At 55.1% G+C, this 20,464-nt stretch carries 18 protein-coding genes; 7 read left to right on the top strand and 11 right to left on the bottom strand.

The genetic code is table 11. The annotated features are described in order from the left end of the window. Positions 1 to 186 precede the first annotated feature (186 nt). Positions 187 to 2,835, top strand: a complete 2,649-nt coding sequence (gene ppc / locus J5224_RS15810; protein ID WP_264626284.1) for a phosphoenolpyruvate carboxylase — start codon at positions 187 to 189, stop codon at positions 2,833 to 2,835. Positions 2,836 to 2,896: 61 nt separating this feature from the next. On the opposite strand, the gene J5224_RS15805 is transcribed toward ppc, so the two are convergent. Together J5224_RS15805 and udp are read right to left on the bottom strand one after the other, a co-directional pair. After that, entirely contained in the window at positions 2,897 to 3,682 is a 786-nt protein-coding gene (locus J5224_RS15805) for a tyrosine-protein phosphatase (RefSeq protein WP_264626282.1), read from the bottom strand. Between the two features lie 29 nt (positions 3,683 to 3,711). Beyond that, a complete protein-coding gene (gene udp / locus J5224_RS15800; RefSeq protein ID WP_264626281.1) occupies positions 3,712 to 4,479 on the bottom strand; it encodes a uridine phosphorylase in 768 nt (255 codons plus the stop codon). Between the two features lie 173 nt (positions 4,480 to 4,652). On the opposite strand from udp, the gene J5224_RS15795 reads away from it, so the two are divergent. Then, the gene (locus J5224_RS15795; RefSeq protein ID WP_264626280.1) at positions 4,653 to 5,480 is read left to right on the top strand and encodes a dienelactone hydrolase family protein; all 828 of its coding nucleotides are present in this window, start codon (positions 4,653 to 4,655) and stop codon (positions 5,478 to 5,480) included. Between the two features lie 52 nt (positions 5,481 to 5,532). Here J5224_RS15795 and metE read toward each other — a convergent pair whose 3' ends face one another. After that, on the bottom strand, positions 5,533 to 7,800 hold the full coding sequence (gene metE, locus J5224_RS15790; protein ID WP_264626279.1) for a 5-methyltetrahydropteroyltriglutamate--homocysteine S-methyltransferase: 2,268 nt from the start codon (positions 7,798 to 7,800) through the stop codon (positions 5,533 to 5,535). A gap of 103 nt (positions 7,801 to 7,903) precedes the next feature. Between metE and metR the strand changes: the two genes are divergently transcribed. Next, positions 7,904 to 8,842, top strand: coding sequence for an HTH-type transcriptional regulator MetR (gene metR, locus J5224_RS15785; protein ID WP_264626278.1), 939 nt, complete (start codon positions 7,904 to 7,906; stop codon positions 8,840 to 8,842). On the opposite strand, the gene J5224_RS15780 is transcribed toward metR, so the two are convergent. The 6 genes from J5224_RS15780 to J5224_RS15755 all read right to left on the bottom strand — a co-directional run bounded on the left by J5224_RS15780 (position 8,745) and on the right by J5224_RS15755 (position 13,710). Continuing rightward, positions 8,745 to 9,644, bottom strand: a complete 900-nt coding sequence (locus J5224_RS15780) for a carboxylate/amino acid/amine transporter (RefSeq protein ID WP_264626277.1) — start codon at positions 9,642 to 9,644, stop codon at positions 8,745 to 8,747. The genes metR and J5224_RS15780 overlap by 98 nt on opposite strands. Before the next feature lie 97 nt (positions 9,645 to 9,741). After that, on the bottom strand, positions 9,742 to 10,254 hold the full coding sequence (pagP, locus tag J5224_RS15775; protein ID WP_264626308.1) for a lipid IV(A) palmitoyltransferase PagP: 513 nt from the start codon (positions 10,252 to 10,254) through the stop codon (positions 9,742 to 9,744). Between the two features lie 356 nt (positions 10,255 to 10,610). Beyond that, positions 10,611 to 11,432, bottom strand: coding sequence for a serine O-acetyltransferase (cysE, locus tag J5224_RS15770; protein WP_264626276.1), 822 nt, complete (start codon positions 11,430 to 11,432; stop codon positions 10,611 to 10,613). Positions 11,433 to 11,600: 168 nt separating this feature from the next. After that, a complete protein-coding gene (gene gpsA / locus J5224_RS15765; RefSeq protein WP_264626275.1) occupies positions 11,601 to 12,620 on the bottom strand; it encodes an NAD(P)H-dependent glycerol-3-phosphate dehydrogenase in 1,020 nt (339 codons plus the stop codon). Beyond that, entirely contained in the window at positions 12,620 to 13,105 is a 486-nt protein-coding gene (gene secB, locus J5224_RS15760) for a protein-export chaperone SecB (RefSeq protein ID WP_264626274.1), read from the bottom strand. The genes gpsA and secB overlap by 1 nt, the downstream gene beginning before the upstream one ends. Positions 13,106 to 13,278: 173 nt before the next feature. After that, the gene (locus J5224_RS15755; protein ID WP_264626273.1) at positions 13,279 to 13,710 is read right to left on the bottom strand and encodes a rhodanese-like domain-containing protein; all 432 of its coding nucleotides are present in this window, start codon (positions 13,708 to 13,710) and stop codon (positions 13,279 to 13,281) included. Positions 13,711 to 14,042: 332 nt separating this feature from the next. Here J5224_RS15755 and envC point away from each other — a divergent pair, with 332 nt between their 5' ends. Together envC and J5224_RS15745 are read left to right on the top strand one after the other, a co-directional pair. Next, positions 14,043 to 15,359 (top strand): murein hydrolase activator EnvC, encoded by a 1,317-nt coding sequence (gene envC, locus J5224_RS15750; RefSeq protein ID WP_264626272.1) that lies wholly within the window; start codon positions 14,043 to 14,045, stop codon positions 15,357 to 15,359. A gap of 25 nt (positions 15,360 to 15,384) precedes the next feature. Then, a complete protein-coding gene (locus J5224_RS15745; RefSeq protein ID WP_413544683.1) occupies positions 15,385 to 16,320 on the top strand; it encodes a divergent polysaccharide deacetylase family protein in 936 nt (311 codons plus the stop codon). 40 nt (positions 16,321 to 16,360) lie between these two features. Here the strand turns inward: J5224_RS15745 and tdh are convergent, their stop codons facing one another. Both tdh and J5224_RS15735 read right to left on the bottom strand, forming a co-directional pair. Next, positions 16,361 to 17,386, bottom strand: a complete 1,026-nt coding sequence (tdh, locus tag J5224_RS15740) for an L-threonine 3-dehydrogenase (protein ID WP_264626271.1) — start codon at positions 17,384 to 17,386, stop codon at positions 16,361 to 16,363. Positions 17,387 to 17,399: 13 nt separating this feature from the next. Next, the gene (locus J5224_RS15735) at positions 17,400 to 18,596 is read right to left on the bottom strand and encodes a glycine C-acetyltransferase (protein WP_264626270.1); all 1,197 of its coding nucleotides are present in this window, start codon (positions 18,594 to 18,596) and stop codon (positions 17,400 to 17,402) included. Between the two features lie 244 nt (positions 18,597 to 18,840). Between J5224_RS15735 and rfaD the strand changes: the two genes are divergently transcribed. Both rfaD and waaF read left to right on the top strand, forming a co-directional pair. Further along, positions 18,841 to 19,773: an ADP-glyceromanno-heptose 6-epimerase gene (rfaD, locus tag J5224_RS15730; protein WP_264626269.1), complete on the top strand. Its 933-nt coding sequence runs from the start codon at positions 18,841 to 18,843 to the stop codon at positions 19,771 to 19,773. Positions 19,774 to 19,900: 127 nt separating this feature from the next. Continuing rightward, positions 19,901 to 20,464, top strand: a 564-nt coding sequence (gene waaF / locus J5224_RS15725; RefSeq protein WP_264626268.1) for a lipopolysaccharide heptosyltransferase II, incomplete at its 3' end; no start/stop codon positions are given.

Genomic DNA, 20,464 nt, shown 5'->3' with positions numbered 1-20,464 from the left:
ATTAAATTTCACCGATTGCCAATCCCACACAAAAGCAGGTACAACAACAGGGGGGTAAAACGGGCAGGGTGATAAAACAACCAATCGTCAATTGACGAATCCCGCCGGGCGTGGCTAGATGAAGGTAGCGTTTTGCGTCTTTCTATGAAACAAACTTACAAAAAATAGAGATGGGTCAGGGTAAATATGAACGAACAATATTCCGCGATGCGAAGTAATGTGAGCATGCTGGGTAAACTTCTTGGTGACACCATCAAGGATGCATTAGGAGAGAGTATTCTTGATAAGGTCGAGACGATCCGTAAGCTGTCAAAGTCGTCCCGCGCAGGCAATGAGAAGCATCGTCAGGAGCTGTTGAACACGCTGCAAAATCTCTCCAATGAGGAGTTACTCCCGGTCGCACGCGCCTTCAGCCAGTTTCTTAATCTGACCAACACCGCAGAGCAATATCACTCTATTTCGCCACACGGTGAAGCGGCCAGCAACCCGGAAATTTTATCTCAGGCGTTCGATCGTCTGAAAGCGCAGGCACACTTAAGCGAACGTGATATTCGTGACGCCGTGGAGACACTCTCCATTGAGTTGGTGCTGACCGCACACCCGACAGAAATTACCCGTCGCACGCTGATTCATAAGCTGGTTGAGGTAAACACTTGCCTGAAACAGCTCGATCACAACGATCTGGCCGACTATGAGCGCAATCAGATCATGCGCCGTCTGCGTCAGTTGATCGCCCAGTCATGGCATACGGATGAGATCCGTAAGATCCGACCAACCCCCGTAGACGAAGCCAAATGGGGCTTCGCCGTGGTGGAAAACAGCCTGTGGGAAGGGGTGCCAGCCTTCCTGCGTGAGCTGGATGAGCAATTGGAAAAATCCTTTGGTTTCCGCCTGCCGGTAGATTCTGTCCCCGTACGTTTTACCTCCTGGATGGGCGGAGACCGCGACGGCAACCCGAACGTGACCGCCAAAATCACCCGTCACGTCCTGCTGCTGAGCCGTTGGAAAGCCGCTGACCTGTTTTTACGCGACATTCAGGTGCTGGTGTCCGAGCTTTCCATGTCGGAATGCACACCGGAGCTGCGTGAGCGCGCCGGTATCGCAGAAGGGGAAGAGGTTCAGGAACCCTACCGCGTCATTATGAAATCGCTGCGTGCGCAGCTCAACGCGACCCTGACTTACCTTGAGGGCAGCCTGAAAGGCGAGCGCACGCTGCGTCCGCACGATCTGCTGGAACACAACGAACAGCTGTGGGAACCGCTGTACGCGTGTTACCAATCGCTGCATGCCTGTGGCATGGGCATTATCGCCGACGGCCAACTGCTCGATACCCTGCGCCGCGTGCGCTGCTTCGGCGTGCCGTTGGTACGTATCGATGCACGTCAGGAAAGCACCCGTCACACCGAAGCGCTGGCGGAAATCACCCGCTACCTGGGGCTGGGCGACTACGAAAGCTGGTCTGAATCCGACAAGCAGGCATTCCTGATTCGAGAATTAAGTTCCAAACGTCCGCTGTTACCCCGCCAGTGGGAACCGAGCGCAGACACCAAAGAAGTGCTGGATACTTGCCAGGTGATCGCCGAAGCACCGCAGGGTTCTATCGCCGCTTACGTGATCTCCATGGCGCGCACGCCGTCCGACGTGCTGGCCGTGCACCTGCTGTTAAAAGAAGCGGGTTGCCCCTTCGCCTTGCCGGTCGCTCCGCTGTTTGAAACGCTGGATGACCTGAATAATGCAGACGATGTGATGAAGCAACTGCTGGGTATCGACTGGTATCGCGGCTTTATCCAGGGCAAGCAGATGGTGATGATCGGCTATTCCGACTCCGCCAAAGATGCGGGCGTGATGGCGGCTTCCTGGGCACAATACCGCGCGCAGGACGCGCTGATCAAAACCTGCGAGAAAGCAGGCATTGCACTTACGCTGTTCCACGGACGCGGCGGCTCCATCGGTCGCGGCGGCGCACCGGCTCACGCCGCCCTGCTGTCACAACCGCCGGGCAGCCTGAAAGGCGGCCTGCGCGTCACCGAACAGGGCGAAATGATCCGCTTCAAGTTCGGCTTACCGGAAGTGACCATCAGCAGTTTGTCGCTCTATACCGGCGCGATCCTTGAGGCCAACCTGCTGCCGCCGCCAGAACCGAAACCGGAATGGCACGACATCATGGATGAGCTTTCTCGCGTATCCTGCGATATGTATCGCGGTTATGTGCGTGAAAATAAGGACTTTGTGCCCTACTTCCGCGCCGCAACGCCGGAGCTGGAACTCGGTAAACTGCCGCTCGGTTCACGCCCGGCCAAGCGCCGCCCCAACGGTGGTGTAGAAAGCCTGCGCGCCATTCCGTGGATTTTTGCCTGGACGCAAAACCGCCTGATGCTGCCAGCCTGGTTGGGTGCAGGCGCTGCGTTGCAAAAAATCGTGGAAAATGGTCAGCAGAAAGCGCTGGAAACCATGTGCCGCGACTGGCCGTTCTTCTCCACGCGTATCGGGATGCTGGAAATGGTGTTCGCCAAAGCGGATCTGTGGTTGGCGGAATACTACGATCAGCGTTTGGTCGACGAAAAGCTATGGCCGTTGGGCAAAGAGCTGCGCGACCAGTTGGCGGCAGATATCAACGTGGTGCTGCGGATTTCCAACGATGACCATCTGATGGCTGATTTGCCGTGGATTGCCGAGTCTATTGCGCTGCGTAACGTTTATACCGACCCGTTGAACGTGCTGCAAGCCGAGCTGTTACACCGCTCGCGTGAGCATGAGAACCCCAGCCCGGAAGTCGAACTGGCGCTGATGGTGACCATTGCTGGCGTGGCGGCCGGTATGCGTAACACAGGCTAACCGCAACGGTCCTCTCTTCCCGCCTCACACTGAGGCGGGATATCAGCTTCGTTTTACCTGCTTAATCAACCAGATACTTACGCTGCAACTGGTAGCGCGCAGCATCATCCAACCCGTAGTCCGTTGCCAACCAGCGGTTTATCGAACCGTACTGTTCCTTAATGCTCTTTAGCGCAGTGGCCAAAAACGCTTCCTGAACCGAGAGCACAAAGGAAAATTGTGACAGCGCTTTCTCATTCAGCGTATCGGCAAGCGATGTCAGCAGTTGTTGGCGAAAAGGCGCAAGGGTGATGTCCGTAACCAGATAATCTTCCATCACCGTTTTTTCATCCACCCCAAGCGCAAACAACACCAGAGCGGAGCCGATGCCAGTACGATCTTTGCCGACAGCACAGTGCTGTACCAGTGCACCCTCTTCAGGCCTCTGTAACAGGGCAACCAGTTGACGATAGGCGGGATTGTTGAACGGTAAACGCCGATAGAGTTCCAGCATGAAGGCCTGTGAGTCAAATGCAGAGAGCCGCTCTGAACCTAACGACTCTAGACTGGCGGTGACCTCATGGCGAATCGGGTTGGCGGGGCACGTGTGATAATGCGCGCCTTCCCACAGAATATCGGGCTTGGCCGTTACTTCATCAGGATCACGATAATCAACGACATGCGATACGGGGACACCGGCCAGGTGCTCGCAATCAGCGGCACTGAGTTGATCCAGCGAGCCGGCACGGAACAGTTTGTGCGGGCGAATACGTTGCCCATCTGCGGTATGCAACCCCCCTAAATCACGGAAATTGATGCCGCCCTCTAGCGCAACCAGAGAGGGATGGCGTGGTGCTGATGATGTCATACAACTCCTTGCAATTCGTGGCGAAAAACTCAGGCACTCAATAAGCGGCGAGCGGCATCCAGCACCACCGTAACAGCAGCGGTTTCCGCCAGTTTCATCGTCGCAACATCCGGCGTTTCCTGCTGGGTGCGGTTGACGATGACGCCTGCGACCATGCCCGCCCGCAGCCCTTGGCTGGAACACATGGTAAGCAACGTGGCGGACTCCATTTCATAGTTCAGCACGCCCATACTTTGCCACTCTTGCATCGAGCCCTGAAAACGCCGTACCACGCGCCCAGAGTAGGTATCGTAGCGCTCTTGCCCCGGATAAAACGTATCCGAAGAGGCGGTCACGCCAATATGCAGTGGGAAACCAGAGGCCTTCGCGGCATCCACCAGCGCGGCGGTGCAGGAAAAATCGGCCACGGCCGGGTACTCCAGCGGCGCAAAGTGCAGGCTGGCACCGTCCAAACGCACGGCAGCAGTAGTGACCAACACATCACCCACATTCATACCGGGCTGAATTGCCCCGGTGGTTCCCACGCGCAGGAAGGTTCTGACGCCTAATTGCGCCAACTCCTCCACCGCAATAGAGGTGGAAGGGCCACCAATACCCGTAGAGCAGACAATCACCGGTTGCCCGGCAAGCGTCGCACGCCAAGTGGTAAATTCGCGGTGCGCGGCCAGAAACACAGGATTATCCATCTCCCGCGCGATTTTTTCGACCCGCGCCGGATCGCCGGGCACAATGGCTAACGTCGCCCCTTGCAGATCCTGTTTGGTTAACCCTAGGTGAAACACATCAGATTCAGACATACTCGTCTCCTCATCGTGGGCAAAATAGTACCGTTTATTATCCTAGCGCATCGGTACCCTAACAGCAGTGATATATCTCACTACCAAAAGAAACCAATACAGTGGTATACACTTATAAATTGCGCGTTGTCACACCAATGATCCCTTTTATGCTCAAGAGGAGAAAAATCACCATGAAAGTGGCCGAACCGCTAGAACTCCGACAGACCGATCGGGCGATGACCCGTGCCGTTACGCCCCATGCCGAGTCAACAATCCTCACTGATAGCCAAGGGATTATCGCGGGTGAGACCACCATTCCGTCCCAAGGTGAGCAACTTCCCGCCTACCTCGCCAAACCAGCATCAGGTGACGGACCTTACCCCATCATTCTGGTGGTGCAGGAAATTTTTGGGGTGCATCAGCATATTCAGGATGTCTGCCGTCGGCTGGCGAAACAGGGCTATCTCGCCATCGCGCCAGAACTGTATTTCCGTCAGGGCGATCCACATCAGTATGATGATATTCCGACATTGTTAAGCGGATTGGTCAGTAAAGTGCCGGATGCACAGGTGCTGCTGGATCTCGATCGCGCGACCAACTGGGCCGTGCGGCAGGGCGGCGATGCCAACAAAATAGGCATTACCGGCTTCTGTTGGGGCGGGCGAATAAGTTGGCTATATGCGGCGCACAATCCACAGTTGAAAGCCGCCGTTGCCTGGTACGGTAAATTTTCCGGCAACAAAACGCTGACCACGCCGAAACATCCGGTGGATATTGCCGCCGATCTCAGTGCGCCGGTGCTCGGTTTGTACGGTGCAGAAGATGGCAGTATTCCACTCGATCAGGTAGAGCTGATGCGACAGGCGCTACGCGCCGCCAACGCCACGGCGGAGATTGTGGTGTATCCCGAGGCGGGACACGCTTTCCATGCGGATTATCGCCCCAGCTACCATCAAGCGTCCGCTGAGGATGGCTGGCAGCGTATGCTGGCGTGGTTTGCACAGTACGGCGTGAAATAAGCAAAAAAAACGCAGGGAGAAACGCCCTGCGTTTGGTACCAACCTCGTGCGGTTAAGCTTCGGTTGTGCGTAAGCGCTGCGCCGCTTCAACCATGTTAGCCAGCGATTGGCGCGTTTCCGGCCAGCCGCGCGTTTTCAGGCCGCAATCTGGGTTGACCCACAGGCGCTCGGCGGGAATACGCTGCGCCGCTTTACGCAACAGCGCTTCAATCCATTCCACGCTCGGTACGTTCGGTGAGTGGATATCGTACACGCCCGGCCCAATTTCATTCGGGTATTCGAACACTTCGAACGACTCCAACAGCTCCATGTCAGAACGCGAGGTTTCGATGGTGATCACATCCGCATCCAGTGCTGCAATGGAGTCCATGATGTCGTTAAACTCGCAGTAACACATGTGGGTATGAATCTGGGTGTCATCCCGTACCACAGCCGCATTAAGACGGAAGGCTTCCACGCCCCATGCCAGATAAGCCTGCCAGTCAGAACGGTGCAGCGGCAGCCCTTCACGCAGTGCCGGTTCATCAATCTGGATGATACCGATGCCTGCACTTTCCAAATCCGCCACTTCATCACGCAGTGCCAGCGCGATCTGCTTGGCGATGGTTTCACGGCTGACATCTTCGCGTGGGAACGACCAGCACAGGATGGTCACCGGCCCGGTCAACATGCCTTTTACCGGCTTATCGGTCAGGGATTGGGCATACTTGGCCCACTCGACCGTGATCGGTTCTGGGCGGCTGATATCACCGATGATCACGGGCGGCTTCACGCAACGTGAACCGTAGCTCTGCACCCACCCGTTTTGAGTGAAAATAAAGCCGTCCAGGTGTTCACCAAAGTATTCGACCATGTCGTTACGTTCGGCTTCACCGTGCACCAGTACGTCCAGACCCAGACGCTCCTGTTCAACAATCGCCTGTTTGATGTGTTCAGCGATGCCGGTACGGTAGTTGTTGCCATCAAGGCGGCCTTGCTTAAAGTCCAGACGCAGGCCACGAATTTCCGTGGTTTGCGGGAAGGAACCAATGGTAGTGGTCGGCCAGTCGGGCAGATTGAAACGTGCACGCTGTGCCTCGGCGCGTACCGGATAAGCATGTTGACGTTGGCTATCCTGTGCGGTGATCGCAGCCAAGCGCTGTGTCACTGCCGCATTGTTAACGCGCGTTGAGGTGCTGCGCGCACGAATCGGTGCGCTGTATTCCACCAGTGCAGCGCCCTCACCGCTGTTCAGTGCCGCCGTCAGCAGCGACAGTTCAGCACACTTCTGCAATGCGAAGGCGAACCAGCTTTTCACTTCGTCATCCAGACGCGTTTCCACGCTCAGATCGATCGGGCTGTGCAGCAGAGAACAGGAAGAGCCGATCCACAGCTGACGCTGCCCCACCAGCGGTTGCAGGCGTTCAAACCAGGTGCTGAGATCCGCACGCCACACGTTACGACCGTTAATCACACCCAGTGATACCAGCCAATCAGGCGGCAGTTGTGCCAGCAGCGCAGCGGCATCATCTTTGCCGTGCACCAGATCCACATGCAGCCCTTGTACCGGCAGAGCGCGAAGGGTGTCCAGGTTATGACCAATGCTGTCAAAGTAGGTGGTCAGCAGCAGTTTGACCGAGCCCTGCAACGCATCGTAAGCCGGTTTAAAGGCATCCAGCCACGCTTGAGGCAGTTCCAACACCAGCGCCGGCTCATCAATCTGTACCCACTCGATACCGCGTTTTGCCAGCTCTGCCAGCACCTGTTGATACACCGGCAGAATGTCTTTCAGCAAGGACAGGCGATCAAACGCGTCACCCTTCACTTTGCCCAGCCACAGGTAAGTTACCGGCCCCAGCAGCACAGGTTTGACCTTGTGGCCCAGCGCCAACGCTTCGTCCACTTCATCCAGCAGTTGCGTCCAGGTCAGGGAAAAATGCTGTCCTTGGGTGAATTCAGGCACCATGTAGTGGTAGTTGGTGTTAAACCATTTGGTCATCTCTGCGGCGGCCGCCGGTTCGCCCGTCGGCGCACGGCCACGGCCAATGCGGAACAGCGTGTCGATATCAACCTTGCCATCGGCATTTTGGTGGCGCGCAGGCACGTTACCCAGCAGCAGGCTGGTGGTCAGAACGTGATCGTACCAAGCAAAATCACCCACCGGCAGCAGGTCAACGCCCGCCTCTTTCTGCTGTTGCCAGTGACGTGCACGCAGCGATTTGCCCACTTCCAACAGTTCAGCCTGAGTCAGGTTGCCTGCCCAATAGCCTTCTTGCGCTTTTTTCAGTTCACGGCGCAGTCCGACGCGCGGAAAACCCAGTGTGTGATTTAAAATTGCCATCGTTGATCCTCATTTAGCCGTCCAGATGTTTACACATCCATAATCAACAGGTACTGTATAATGCACAAGCGCAAATTATTCACTGTCATTGTGAAGGACTCTCATGATCGAACTGAAACACTTACGGACACTGCAAGCACTGCGCGGCACAGGTTCGCTAGCCGCCGCCGCCGCGCAGCTTCACCAGACGCAATCGGCGCTTTCCCACCAGTTCAGTGAGCTGGAGCAGCGTCTTGGTTTTCGGCTGTTTGTACGTAAGAGCCAACCGCTGCGCTTTACTCCTCAGGGGGAAATCCTGCTGCAATTGGCCGATCAGGTGTTGCCGCAGATTCAACAGGCGTTGCAGGCCTGCAACGAGCCGCATCAGACCACGCTGCGTCTGGCGATTGAGTGCCATAGCTGTATTCAGTGGCTGACGCCCGCTCTGGAGCATTTCCACAGCCAGTGGCCGCAGGTGAACATGGATTTCAAATCCGGTGTCACCTTTGATCCCCAACCGGCACTGCAACAGGGGGAATTGGATTTGGTGATGACATCGGACATTTTGCCGCGCAGTGGATTGCACTATTCACCGATGTTTGATTTTGAAGTGAGACTAGTGCTGGCGCCAGATCATGCATTAGCGAGCAAAGAGACGATTTCACCGGAGGATCTCGCCGATGAGATCCTGATGATCTATCCGGTTCAGCGCCAGCGCCTGGACATCTGGCGTCATTTCCTGCAACCGGCAGGCATCAGCCCAACGCTAAAGAGCGTGGATAACACCCTATTGCTGATTCAGATGGTGGCGGCACGCATGGGTATTGCTGCACTGCCGCACTGGGTGGTTGAAAGCTTTGAACGTCAGGGCTTGGTGGTGACCAAAACGCTGGGTGAGGGATTGTGGAGCCGACTGTACGCTGCGGTACGCGATGGAGAGCAGCGCCAGCCGGTACTTGAAGCCTTTATCCGTTCTGCCCGCCAGCACGCGTGTTCGCATCTGCCGTTCGTGCGGGATGCTGAACGACCCAGCGCTGGTGTACCCACAAGGCCGCAAGGATAATCAGCGAACCCAGCGCAAAACGCCCCCAGTCGGGCGTTTTCTGCCAGAAGAGGAAGTTAACCAGTAGTCCGGCAGGGACGTGAAAGTTGTTCATGATACTCAGCGTGCCCGCATCCACCTTGGTCGCACCATAGTTCCACATGAAGTAGCCCAGGCCGGAGACAATCGCCCCCAGAAAAACCAACACGCCCCACTGTATCGGCGCAGTGGGTAGCTTGGTGACGTTGCCAAACAGTCCCCACGCTACCAGCGTCACCAATCCCGCCCCCAGATAAAACCAGGAAAACGCACTGTGCTGCGGCATCGGGTGCAGTTCCATCAGGCGCTTATAGCCCACTTGCCCTGCAGCGAAGCAAATATTGGCAGCTTGAATCAGCAGAAAACCATGCCAAAAATGCGCACTGACGCCATGATAGTGGATGACGACGGCCCCTAATACTGCCAGCAACGCGCTACAGGCATAGCCCCAACGCAAGTGCCGCCCGCTGATCACATCGTAAATCAACGTAACGTACAGCGGCGTCATTACGGAAAACAGCAGCAGGGTCGGCACATCGAGATAGAGATAACTACGGAACAGCAGCAGGTACATCACGCCCAGTTGGATCACGCCGATCAGCAGATACAGACCCAATACTTTGGCTGAATAACCTCGCCAGCGCAGAAATGGCAGAAAAACCACGGCGGCCAGCACTAAACGAAACATGGCAGAGAACCAGCTATCAACCTGTCCCGCCAAATATTCGCCAATCAGGCTAAATGAAAATGCCCACAGAATGGTGGTAATGACCAGTAATAACACGCTGACACCCTAGCAAAAAACGATAAGGGGCCATTGTACCGCATTGGCTGCATAATCCTCGACCAATGCGGTTTACATTTGGTTTATATACAAACAATCAGATTTGCCAGCGCAACCAGGCAAAAAAGACGTTACCGTTGTTGTAGGTACCGGGGATGTAGGTTGCCTGAAAGGAAAGGCGCTGATAGTTCACCGAGACCAGCGGCAATAGCACCGGAATCGGGATATAGTGCCAGTTATCCCGCATAGTAACGCCAGCGGTGAAGCCCGCACCCAATTGGAAATCCGGATTCGTGGTAGGCGTCCAGCGTTTCTCAAAACCGTAACCGCCGATCGGCTCCCATTTGTTGAAGGAGTCCTTAAACGCCATCAGGTATAGGCCGTGCCAATCACCGTCGGCATCCAGACGCGACACGCCATAGCCAGCCCCCCAAGGGCGTTCATTGTACTTGTCGGTTTTCTCTTTGTCGTAAGTCCAGCGGTTATGCCAGGTGATAGCCGGGATATAGAGTTCCTGACTTGACGAGTTCGACCAGGTTTCTGACAGATTAAATTTGGCTTTTTGCCACCAACTGCCCTGCCCATTGCTCTGCACAGCCTCCTTCGACATGTCCACGGCGGAATCCGTTGAGGCTGCGAGGGAAGGAAGCGAGAACAGAAAAGGGAAAAGGATAAACATCACACGCATCAGATACATCTTTGCTTCTCGTAAACCATCAATGTTGCTGCGAGACCTGAACTGTCACATGACAGGGAAAGTCTGGTTTAGGAAAACAGGCCATGGGGAAAGCCTGTCCAAAGCGGTATTATGACGGATTCACACGTCATATTGCGTGTAATTGTCGGTGAAGCGGCAGCATTTGAGATATTTCTTATAAGAAAATATCCTAGCCCAGCTGAATATTCCGATAGCATGCGCTATAAGTCGGGAAAATCGTTTAAAAAATGGCTTACAATAGGAAAAACTCAAATCCCATCGCCGTATTCAAATCCCCGATTGATCCCGTTGAAGTATTGATCCATGTCCATCGCGGGTTTGTCGCTTTCCGGACGCCCCACAATGCGTGCTGGCACACCCGCCGCTGTGGTATGTGCTGGAACCGGCTGCAACACCACGGAACCGGCGCCAATTTTTGCGCCGCGCCCAACTTCAATATTACCGAGGATCTTGGCACCCGCGCCGATCATGACCCCTTCACGAATCTTGGGATGGCGATCACCACTGGTTTTCCCGGTCCCGCCCAAGGTGACAGATTGCAGGATAGACACGTCATTTTCCACCACCGCCGTCTCGCCGATCACGATCCCGGTAGCATGATCGAGCATGATCCCACAGCCGATGGTCGCAGCCGGGTGAATATCGACGCCAAACGACACCGAAATCTGGTTCTGGAAATAAATGGCCAGCGCTTTACGCCCCTGATACCAGAGCCAATGACCAATTCGGTAGGCCTGAAGCGCATGAAAGCCTTTTAGATAAAGCAGCGGCGTAGAGTATTTATCTACTGCCGGGTCACGCTGACACACTGCGCGAATATCGCACGCGGCCGACAGAATCATCTGCGGGTCAGCACGGTAAGCCTCTTCCACCACTTCGCGAATGGCGATCGCTGGCATGATGGAATTTGCCAACTTGTTTGCCAGCATATAACTCAATGCGCTGCCCAGGTTTTCATGTTTCAGCAATGTGGCATGAAAAAAGCTGGCCAACATCGGTTCGCAGTCAGCCAGCGACCGGCCTTCTGCTTTGATATTTGCCCACACCAATTCCAATTCATCAGTCGACATTGCCTTCACTCCCCTGCCGCACCGTTCATTGCGATGCGCTGACACGTTGCATTTATTGTTATCGCCCGCCACGCTCGCCAAAGACGCGCGTAGCCGCCAGCATACGATATAAAAGCCAAAAAACGCCAGAAGACCAGCGTCGCCGTTGGCCTCAAGGACAACGTTATATTATTCGCGCTCGCTTTCGTCTTTGCGCGTTCTACCAAGCAGGGTAAGCGCCGCTTCGCGCGCGGCCTTGCCACAGTATAAAACCTGCCACAGTTGTTCACTGATGGGCATTTCTACCCCATGACGCTGCGCTAACGCCAGCACCTCTTTGGTGTTGCGATAACCTTCCACCACCTGACCAATCTGGTCCTGAGCGCTTTGTACATCCAGCCCCTGGCCCAGCATCATGCCAAAGCGGCGGTTACGGGATTGGTTATCGGTACAGGTCAGCACCAGATCGCCCAGCCCTGCCATCCCCATAAACGTAGCGGGATCGGCCCCAAGCGCCACGCCAAGCCGCGTCATTTCCGCCAGCCCACGCGTGATAAGCGCCGTGCGCGCATTGGCACCAAAGCCAATGCCATCGGACATGCCAGCGCCAATAGCAATCACATTTTTTACCGCGCCGCCAAGCTGAACGCCGATAAGATCGGGGTTGCTGTAGACACGAAAACTCTTACCACAGTGCAGTAACGTTTGCAGATCGTCTGAAAACGTTTTGTCTGTCGCAGCCAGCGCGATAGCGGTGGGTAATCCCGCCGCGAGTTCTTTTGCGAACGTCGGGCCAGAAATCACCGCCAGAGGAATCTCTTCACCTAATGCTTCCCGCGCCACATCCTGCAGCAAACGTCCGGTTTCTGCCTCCAGCCCTTTTGTCGCCCACACCAAGCGTGCATCGGCACGCAGCAGCGGTTTTAGCTGACGCAGCACGTCGCCAAACACATGGCTCGGCACCACCACCAAAATATCGCGGCTCGCCGCCAGCGCCTGCGCTAAATCAGACTCGAGGTGCAGCGTATCGGGGAAAGGCACATCCGGCAGGAACGCCTGGTTACACCGGGCTGCCTGCAACGTCTGTATGTGCGCGGGATCGTGTCCCCACAACACCACGGAATGACCATTGCGGGCCAGCGTAATCGCCAGAGCGGTGCCGTATGAACCGGCACCGATCACTGTCATGGAAGCATTAGCAGTGCTCATCAGGCATCCAGGTGCTGAGCACCGTTTTCACCTTCTGCGGGCTGCCCTTCCGTTTGCTGTTGCAGATAGTTCATGAACAGCGCATCGAAGTTCACCGGCGCCAGATTCAACTGCGGGAATGTACCGCGTGTCACCATGCTGGTCACACATTCACGCGCATACGGGAACAGAATGTTCGGGCAGTAAGCGCCCAGGCAATGTGCCAGTTGCGTGCCTTCCAGGCCGCCAACGGTGAAAATACCCGCTTGCTGTACTTCACACAGGAACGCGGTATTTTCGCCCAGCGTCGAGGTTACCGTTACGCGCAGCACAACTTCATACACGTCTTCCGCCAGTTGGCTGGACGCCGTATCCAGATCCAGTTTAACTTCCGGTTGCCAATCCTGTTGAAACACCTGAGGAGCATTCGGCGCTTCAAAGGAGACATCCTTGGTGTAAATACGTTGAATCTGAAAAGTCATTTCGGCGGAGTTTTGTTCGGACATGTTGGCTAATACCTTTAATGTTAACGTTTTTAATGCGCCGCATTCATCGTGTGGCTGCGGACGCCAATGTGTGCATTTAAAATCGAACAATGCGCGCAGGGAACCTGCGCCTGGTTACAACCTAGCATACCTTTACGGCATGCTTTAAAGACATTCGGCTTACGCCATCGCGCTTACTTGCCCTGCACCAGCGGAAGATTCTCACCGCTCCAGCCAGACAGGCCATCTTTCAGAACAGACACGCGTTCAAAACCGGCTTTCATCAAGTTGTCAGCGGATTCACGCGAGCTGATACCGTTCACGCAAACGACAATCACAGGGCGTGCTTTGTGTTTCTCCAACTCGCCCAGACTGCCATTCTTAATGTCGTTAGGCAGCAGGTTGATGGCGTTGGCAATGTGGCCACGACGGAAATCATCACGGTTGCGCAAATCAACGATAACCGCTTCTTCTTTATTGATAAGTTGAATGGCTTCGCCACGCGCGATCTCTTTCACCTTGGAAAGCTTACTTTTCACGGTCATGACAATAACGGCAACCAACAGTGCAACCCAGCCGATACTCATAATCGGATGCCTGCTTACGAACGACATAATTTCTTGCATGGGGGGTAACAGCTCCCGAATCAGTTAATCAACAAAAATCAAGGTTTCTGAGTATACCTATGCGGTACAGTAATTACAGCCTGTAACAACCAGTAAGCCGCTAAACTGTAACTCTATCTGTGGCATGAATCAGAAAAATCGTAGCGACCGCCGCTAACGGTTGTGCCATTTTATGCGTATTGCACCCTTTTTATCTATGCTTGATGCAGTTCATCCTGTGTAAACCTTACCCAAGATGCGCACCTCTGCAACATGCTCTTTCATTATCGGAGCGAGAAAAGCGCGGTAGGATGACTGGTCAGGGGCTGCCCATCGTGAAATAATCCCACGTTATGAATAAGAAAGCGTCAGTGGTCTCGCCACAAGTACCATGCAGTGTGCCTGCTCAGGGTTCACGCTTCGGCAAATCGCCGCTGCATGCGCTGCTCGCGATAGGTATCAGCGCGGTTTGCGTTGGGGCTTTTGCGTGGCCGACGCTCGGGCTCGCTGCCGATAATCAGCAACAGCTCAAGACACTGCAACAGGATATCGCGGAAAAGGAAAAACGCGTTCAAGAGCAGAAACAACAACGCAGCACGCTGCTCAACCAGTTGCAACAGCAAGAGCAATCCATCGCCCGGGCCAGTCGCCAACTGCGTGACACCACAGGAACGCTTGCCACACTTAGCGAAGAGCTTAAAGCGTTGGCAACCTCCATCACCAAACTCGAAAACCAAAGAAAGCAGCAGGAAGCGTTGCTGGCACGCCAATTAGACGCCGCCTTTCGTCAGGGCCAACACAACGGCTTGCAACTGATTCTCAGCGGAGAAGAGAGCCAGCGCAGCGAGCGCATTTTGGCCTACTTTGGTTATCTGAATGAAGCCCGCCAGCAAAACATCGCTGAGTTGCAACACACCCGCACCGAACTCGCCGCGCAGAAACGGCAGGTAGAGCAGAAACAAGCCACGCAAAAAACGCTGCTCGGCGAGCAGCAAACGCAGCAAAAGGCGTTGGAGCAAGCGCGGGGTGAACGTAAACAAACCCTCTCCACGCTGGAAAGTTCGCTGGAAAAAGATCAGCAGCAACTGACAGAATTACGACAGAATGAAGTACGCCTGCGCGACCAGATTGCCCGCGCTGAGCGCGAAGCCAAAGCGCGAGCCGAACGCGAAGCGCGTGAGGCGGCCAAGGTGCGTGAACGTGAAGAACAAGCCAAGCGCAGCGGCAACCGTTACCAACCCTCAGAAAGTGAGCGTTCACTTATGGCGCGCACTGGTGGGTTGGGTCAACCCGCGGGTCAGGCTATCTGGCCAGTGAGAGGGCGGGTTGAACACCGTTTTGGCGAGCCATTGCAGGGCGAATTGCGCTGGAAGGGATTGGTGATCGCGGCACCAGAAGGCACCGATGTTAAAGCCATTGCCGATGGCACCGTGCTGATGGCGGATTGGCTGCAAGGCTATGGATTGGTTGTGGTGTTGCAGCACGGCAAGGGCGACATGAGCCTGTATGGCTATAACCAGAGCGCACTGGTGTCGGTCGGCGCACAGGTGAAAGCCGGACAACCGATCGCACTGGTAGGCACCAGCGGTGGTCAAAGTCAGCCTGCACTCTATTTTGAAATCCGCCGTCAAGGTCAGGCCGTCAACCCACAACCTTGGTTAGGGAAATAACAGGGAAACTATTTTGCTGATACCGATGTTACGGAAAGTACGCCGTCCGCTTCTCTTCACCTTGTTATTGGCATGTAGTTCATGGGCGATGGCGGGAAAGCTGTCGATCGTGATTGATGATTTCGGCTATCGGCCCCACAACGAAAATCAGATACTGGCGATGCCAACCGCCATCTCTATTGCCGTGTTGCCTAACGCGCCCTATGCCCGTGACATGGCAGTAAAGGCCCACCAGCAAGGGCGTGAGATATTGATCCACCTGCCGATGGCGCCGATGGGAAAACAGCCTCTCGAGAAAGACACACTGCGCCCGGAGATGAGCAGTGAAGAGATCGAACGCATTATCCGTCAGGCGGTAAATAACGTCCCTTACGCGGTCGGGTTAAATAACCATATGGGCAGCGCTATGACCTCCAGCCTATCCGGTATGCAAAAGGTGATGCAGGCTCTCAATGCTTACCAGCTCTACTTTCTCGACAGCATGACTATCGGCAGCAGCCAATCCATTCCGGCGGCGGCGGGCACACACGTCAAGGTGATCAAACGTAAGGTCTTTTTAGACGATACGCAGAATGAGGCGGATATTCGTACCCAGTTCAATCGTGCGGTGCAACTGGCGCGCCGTACCGGCTCTGCCATTGCCATCGGTCACCCGCACCCCACGACTATCAAAGTGCTGCAACAGATGTTGCCCACGTTGGATGCCGATATCGTTCTGGTGCGCCCCAGTCAGTTGCTGAATGAGCCGGTGCACTACCAGACGCTGCCTTATGAACCTCGCCCTGTGCAGCCGACACGCAAACCGTTCCGCAAACCGCAACTGTGTACCATCAAGCAGCTACTAGCGCCGGTGGGTAACGACGTCTTCTTTAGGCTGATCGGGGAAAGCTTACGTGACAGTGCGCCCGTTCATTTTATTGAGCAGCGCTGGCGCACTTGGGTAACATCCGGGGAAAAATAAAGGCGTAGCGCGCCTTGGCCTCGGGCGCGCTACGATACCGTTAATCCCAGTGCAAAATCACTTTGCCAGATTGCCCTGAGCGCATCACATCAAAGCCCTGCTGAAAGTCATCTATTGGGAAGTGATGCGTGATAATCGGCGTTAAATCGAGGCCAGATTGGATTAATGACGCCATTTTGTACCAGGTCTCGAACATCTCCCGCCCGTAGATTCCCTTGATCGTCAGCCCCTTGAAAATCACCTCATTCCAATCAACCATCATCGGCTCTGGCGGGATACCAAGCAGCGACACCCTCCCACCGTGGTTCATGGCGTGCAACAACGCGTGCATCGCCGCTGGCGCGCCGGACATTTCCAGTCCTACATCAAACCCTTCACGCATTCCCAGCGACAACATGACATCCGCCAGCGTCTCTTGCGCCACATTCACCGCACGCGTTACACCCATTTTGCGCGCAAGTTCCAGTCGATATTCATTAACGTCGGTGATCACCACATGGCGTGCCCCAACGTGGCGGCACACTGCCGCCGCCATAATGCCTATCGGGCCCGCGCCAGAAATCAGCACATCCTCACCGACCATATCGAACGACAGCGCGGTGTGCACGGCATTGCCAAAAGGGTCGAAAATAGCGGCCAGTTCATCAGGGATGCCATCGGGAATAGGAAATGCATTAAACGCCGGAATCACCAGATATTCGGCAAAAGCACCGGGACGATTCACGCCAACGCCGATGGCGTTACGGCAAAGGTGACGCCGCCCCGCGCGGCAATTACGGCAAAAACCGCAGGTAATATGCCCCTCACCCGCCACGCGATCGCCAATCAGAAAGCCACTGACCTCCTGACCAATGGCAACGATTTCACCCACATATTCATGCCCGACGATCATGGGAACCGGAATGGTCCTCTGCGACCAGCTATCCCAGTTGTATATATGCACATCAGTACCGCAAATCGCGGTTTTGCGGATCTTGATCATGATGTCGTTGTGACCCACCTCTGGCAACGGTGCATCTATCATCCAGATACCGGGTTCCGACTTCAGTTTGGCGAGTGCTTTCATACGTTTCCCTCCATTAGCTGACGACCCCAAGGCGTTTTCCAACCCGGATAAAGGCAGCCACGGCATGCTCTATCTGCTCTGTGGTGTGCGCAGCCGACATCTGTGTGCGAATGCGCGCTTGCCCTTGCGGCACCACGGGATAGAAGAAACCGGTGACGTATATCCCTTCACGCTGCATGGCCAACGCAAAATCTTGCGCCAATCGCGCATCGCCCAGCATCACCGGGATAATGGCGTGATCGGCACCTGCCAGCGTAAATCCAGCGGCTGTCATCAGCTTGCGAAACAGCGCGGCGTTTTTCCACAGTTGTTCACGCAGTGCATCACCCTGTGCCAGCAACGCCAACACAGCAATGGAGGCCGTAACAATCGCAGGGGCCAGCGAGTTGGAAAACAGGTAAGGACGGGAGCGTTGGCGCAGCCAATCAATCACCGGTTTGCGCGCGGCAACATAGCCACCAGACGCGCCGCCCAGCGCTTTGCCCAACGTGCCGGTCAGAATATCGACGCGTCCCATGACATCGCAGTATTCATGGGAACCTCGCCCTTGCTTGCCGACAAACCCTACCGCATGCGAGTCATCCACCATCACCAGCGCACCATAACGCTCTGCTACATCACAAATACCTTTCAGGTTGGCAATCACGCCATCCATTGAAAAGACGCCGTCGGTCGCCACCATCAGCGTGCGAGCGCCTTCCGCTTTTGCCTTTTGCAACTGTGCTTCCAACTGCTGCATATCGTTATTGTCATAGCGATAGCGACGCGCTTTACACAACCGGATGCCATCAATGATCGAGGCATGATTCAGCGCATCAGAGATGATGGCATCGTCGTCGCCCAGCAGGGTTTCGAACAGGCCGCCGTTCGCGTCGAAACAAGAGGAATAGAGGATGGCATCTTCCATGCCGAGGAAATCCGCCAGCTTATTCTCCAGCGTTTTATGGATGTCTTGCGTACCGCAAATAAAACGCACGGACGCCATGCCAAACCCGTGGCTGTCCAACCCCGCTTTCGCTGCCGCAATCAGGGTTGGGTGATCAGCCAGCCCGAGATAGTTGTTGGCGCAGAAATTCAGCAAAGGGCCGCTGTCGGCCACCTCGATATCCGCACGTTGCGCCGTGGTGATAATCCTTTCTTCTTTAAACAGACCGTCGGTTCGCGCCGCCATCAGTTGAGCGGACAGACGCTGATAAAACGATGCAGGCATGGTGTCACTCCTTGGTATAAGCCCGTATTCAGCTTAATCAATCCTGTTTAGCGCGGTGACAAGATAACGCCACAGAATCTAAAAAATGCTGGCGCGGTCACGACATGCCGCCACACCGCCTCGGTAAAACCTTGCGGCAGCGCAAAATGGTGTACTGTCTGTCGTGCAACGAAATGTTATGATAGCAGTCATAAATAGTGTGGAGCGTGGTGCTTCACCCACGAGATTTACAAGGGTTACTCCCATGATCATCGTCACAGGCGGAGCCGGTTTTATCGGCAGCAACATTGTTAAATCATTGAATGACATCGGTTATCGAGACATTTTGGTGGTGGATAACCTGAAAGACGGCACCAAGTTTGTCAATCTGGTCGATCTGGACATTACCGATTACATGGACAAGGAAGACTTCATCGCCAGTATCGTTGCAGGCGACGATCTGGGCGATATTGATGCCATCTTCCATGAAGGTGCATGCTCTTCCACCACGGAGTGGGACGGCAAGTACATGATGGACAATAACTATCAGTACTCGAAAGACGTGCTGCACTACTGTCTGGAACGTAGCATCCCGTTCTTGTATGCCTCTTCCGCGGCCACGTACGGCGGGCGCACCAGCGATTTTATTGAAGAACGTCAATACGAACAGCCGCTGAACGTTTACGGCTATTCCAAATTCCTGTTCGACCAGTACGTGCGCGATATTCTGCCGCAGGCAGATTCGCAGATTTGCGGCTTCCGCTACTTCAACGTCTACGGCCCGCGCGAAGGGCACAAAGGCAGTATGGCGAGCGTCGCGTTTCATCTGAATAATCAGATCAATCAGGGCGAAAATCCGAAACTGTTCTCCGGCAGCGAAAATTTCCAACGTGACTTCATTTACGTTGGTGATGTGGCTGCGGTTAACCTGTGGTTCTGGCAGCACGGTGTTTCCGGTATTTTCAACTGTGGCACAGGCCGTGCCGAGTCGTTCCAGGCCGTGGCCGATGCCGTGTTGGATTTCCACCAGAAAGGCCAGGTGGAATACATTCCTTTCCCTGAAAAACTGAAAGGCCGTTACCAGGCTTTCACGCAGGCCGATTTGACCAAACTGCGCGCGGCGGGCTATGACAAGCCGTTCAAAACGGTGGCTGAAGGTGTCAGCGACTACCTGACCTGGCTAAACCGCTCCGCGTAAATGCCACGACAATGTGCGGCCGCACACAGGTATGGCCGCACGTTCCCGGTAAGCAGCAGGCACCGGATGGCCTCCTTCAATGGCATTTTTCTGGCCGCCAAGCAACAGAACATAAAAGATAAACGCTATGAAAATCCTGGTGATTGGTCCATCGTGGGTGGGTGACATGATGATGTCCCACAGCCTGTATCGTTCGCTCAAAGCACAATACCCGGATGCACAGATTGATGTCATGGCACCGGCCTGGTGCCGCCCACTGTTGGACCGCATGCCGGAAGTGCGTCAGGCGCTGGCGATGCCACTCGGGCACGGGGCGCTGGCGTTGGGCGAACGTCGGCGTTTAGGGGTGTCGCTGCGCGAGCAAGGCTACGATCGTGCCTATGTGCTACCGAACTCGTTTAAATCCGCGCTGGTGCCTTTCTTTGCCAAGGTGCCAACGCGTACCGGTTGGCGCGGCGAAATGCGTTATGGCTTGCTTAACGATGTGCGGATATTGGACAAAGCCGCGTTTCCTCTGATGGTGCAGCGCTATGTCGCCCTGGCCTATCCGCGCGACCAGATGCACCGGGCTGAAGATCTCCCGCAGCCGCTATTATGGCCGCAACTACAGGTCGCACAGGCAGAAATCGACGCCGTACTCCCCACCTTTGATTTAGTAAGCGAGCGCTCACTTATTGGTTTCTGCCCCGGC

Source organism: Candidatus Symbiopectobacterium sp. NZEC135 (genome assembly GCF_025962695.1).
This window is presented reverse-complemented; position numbering and strand designations above follow the sequence as displayed.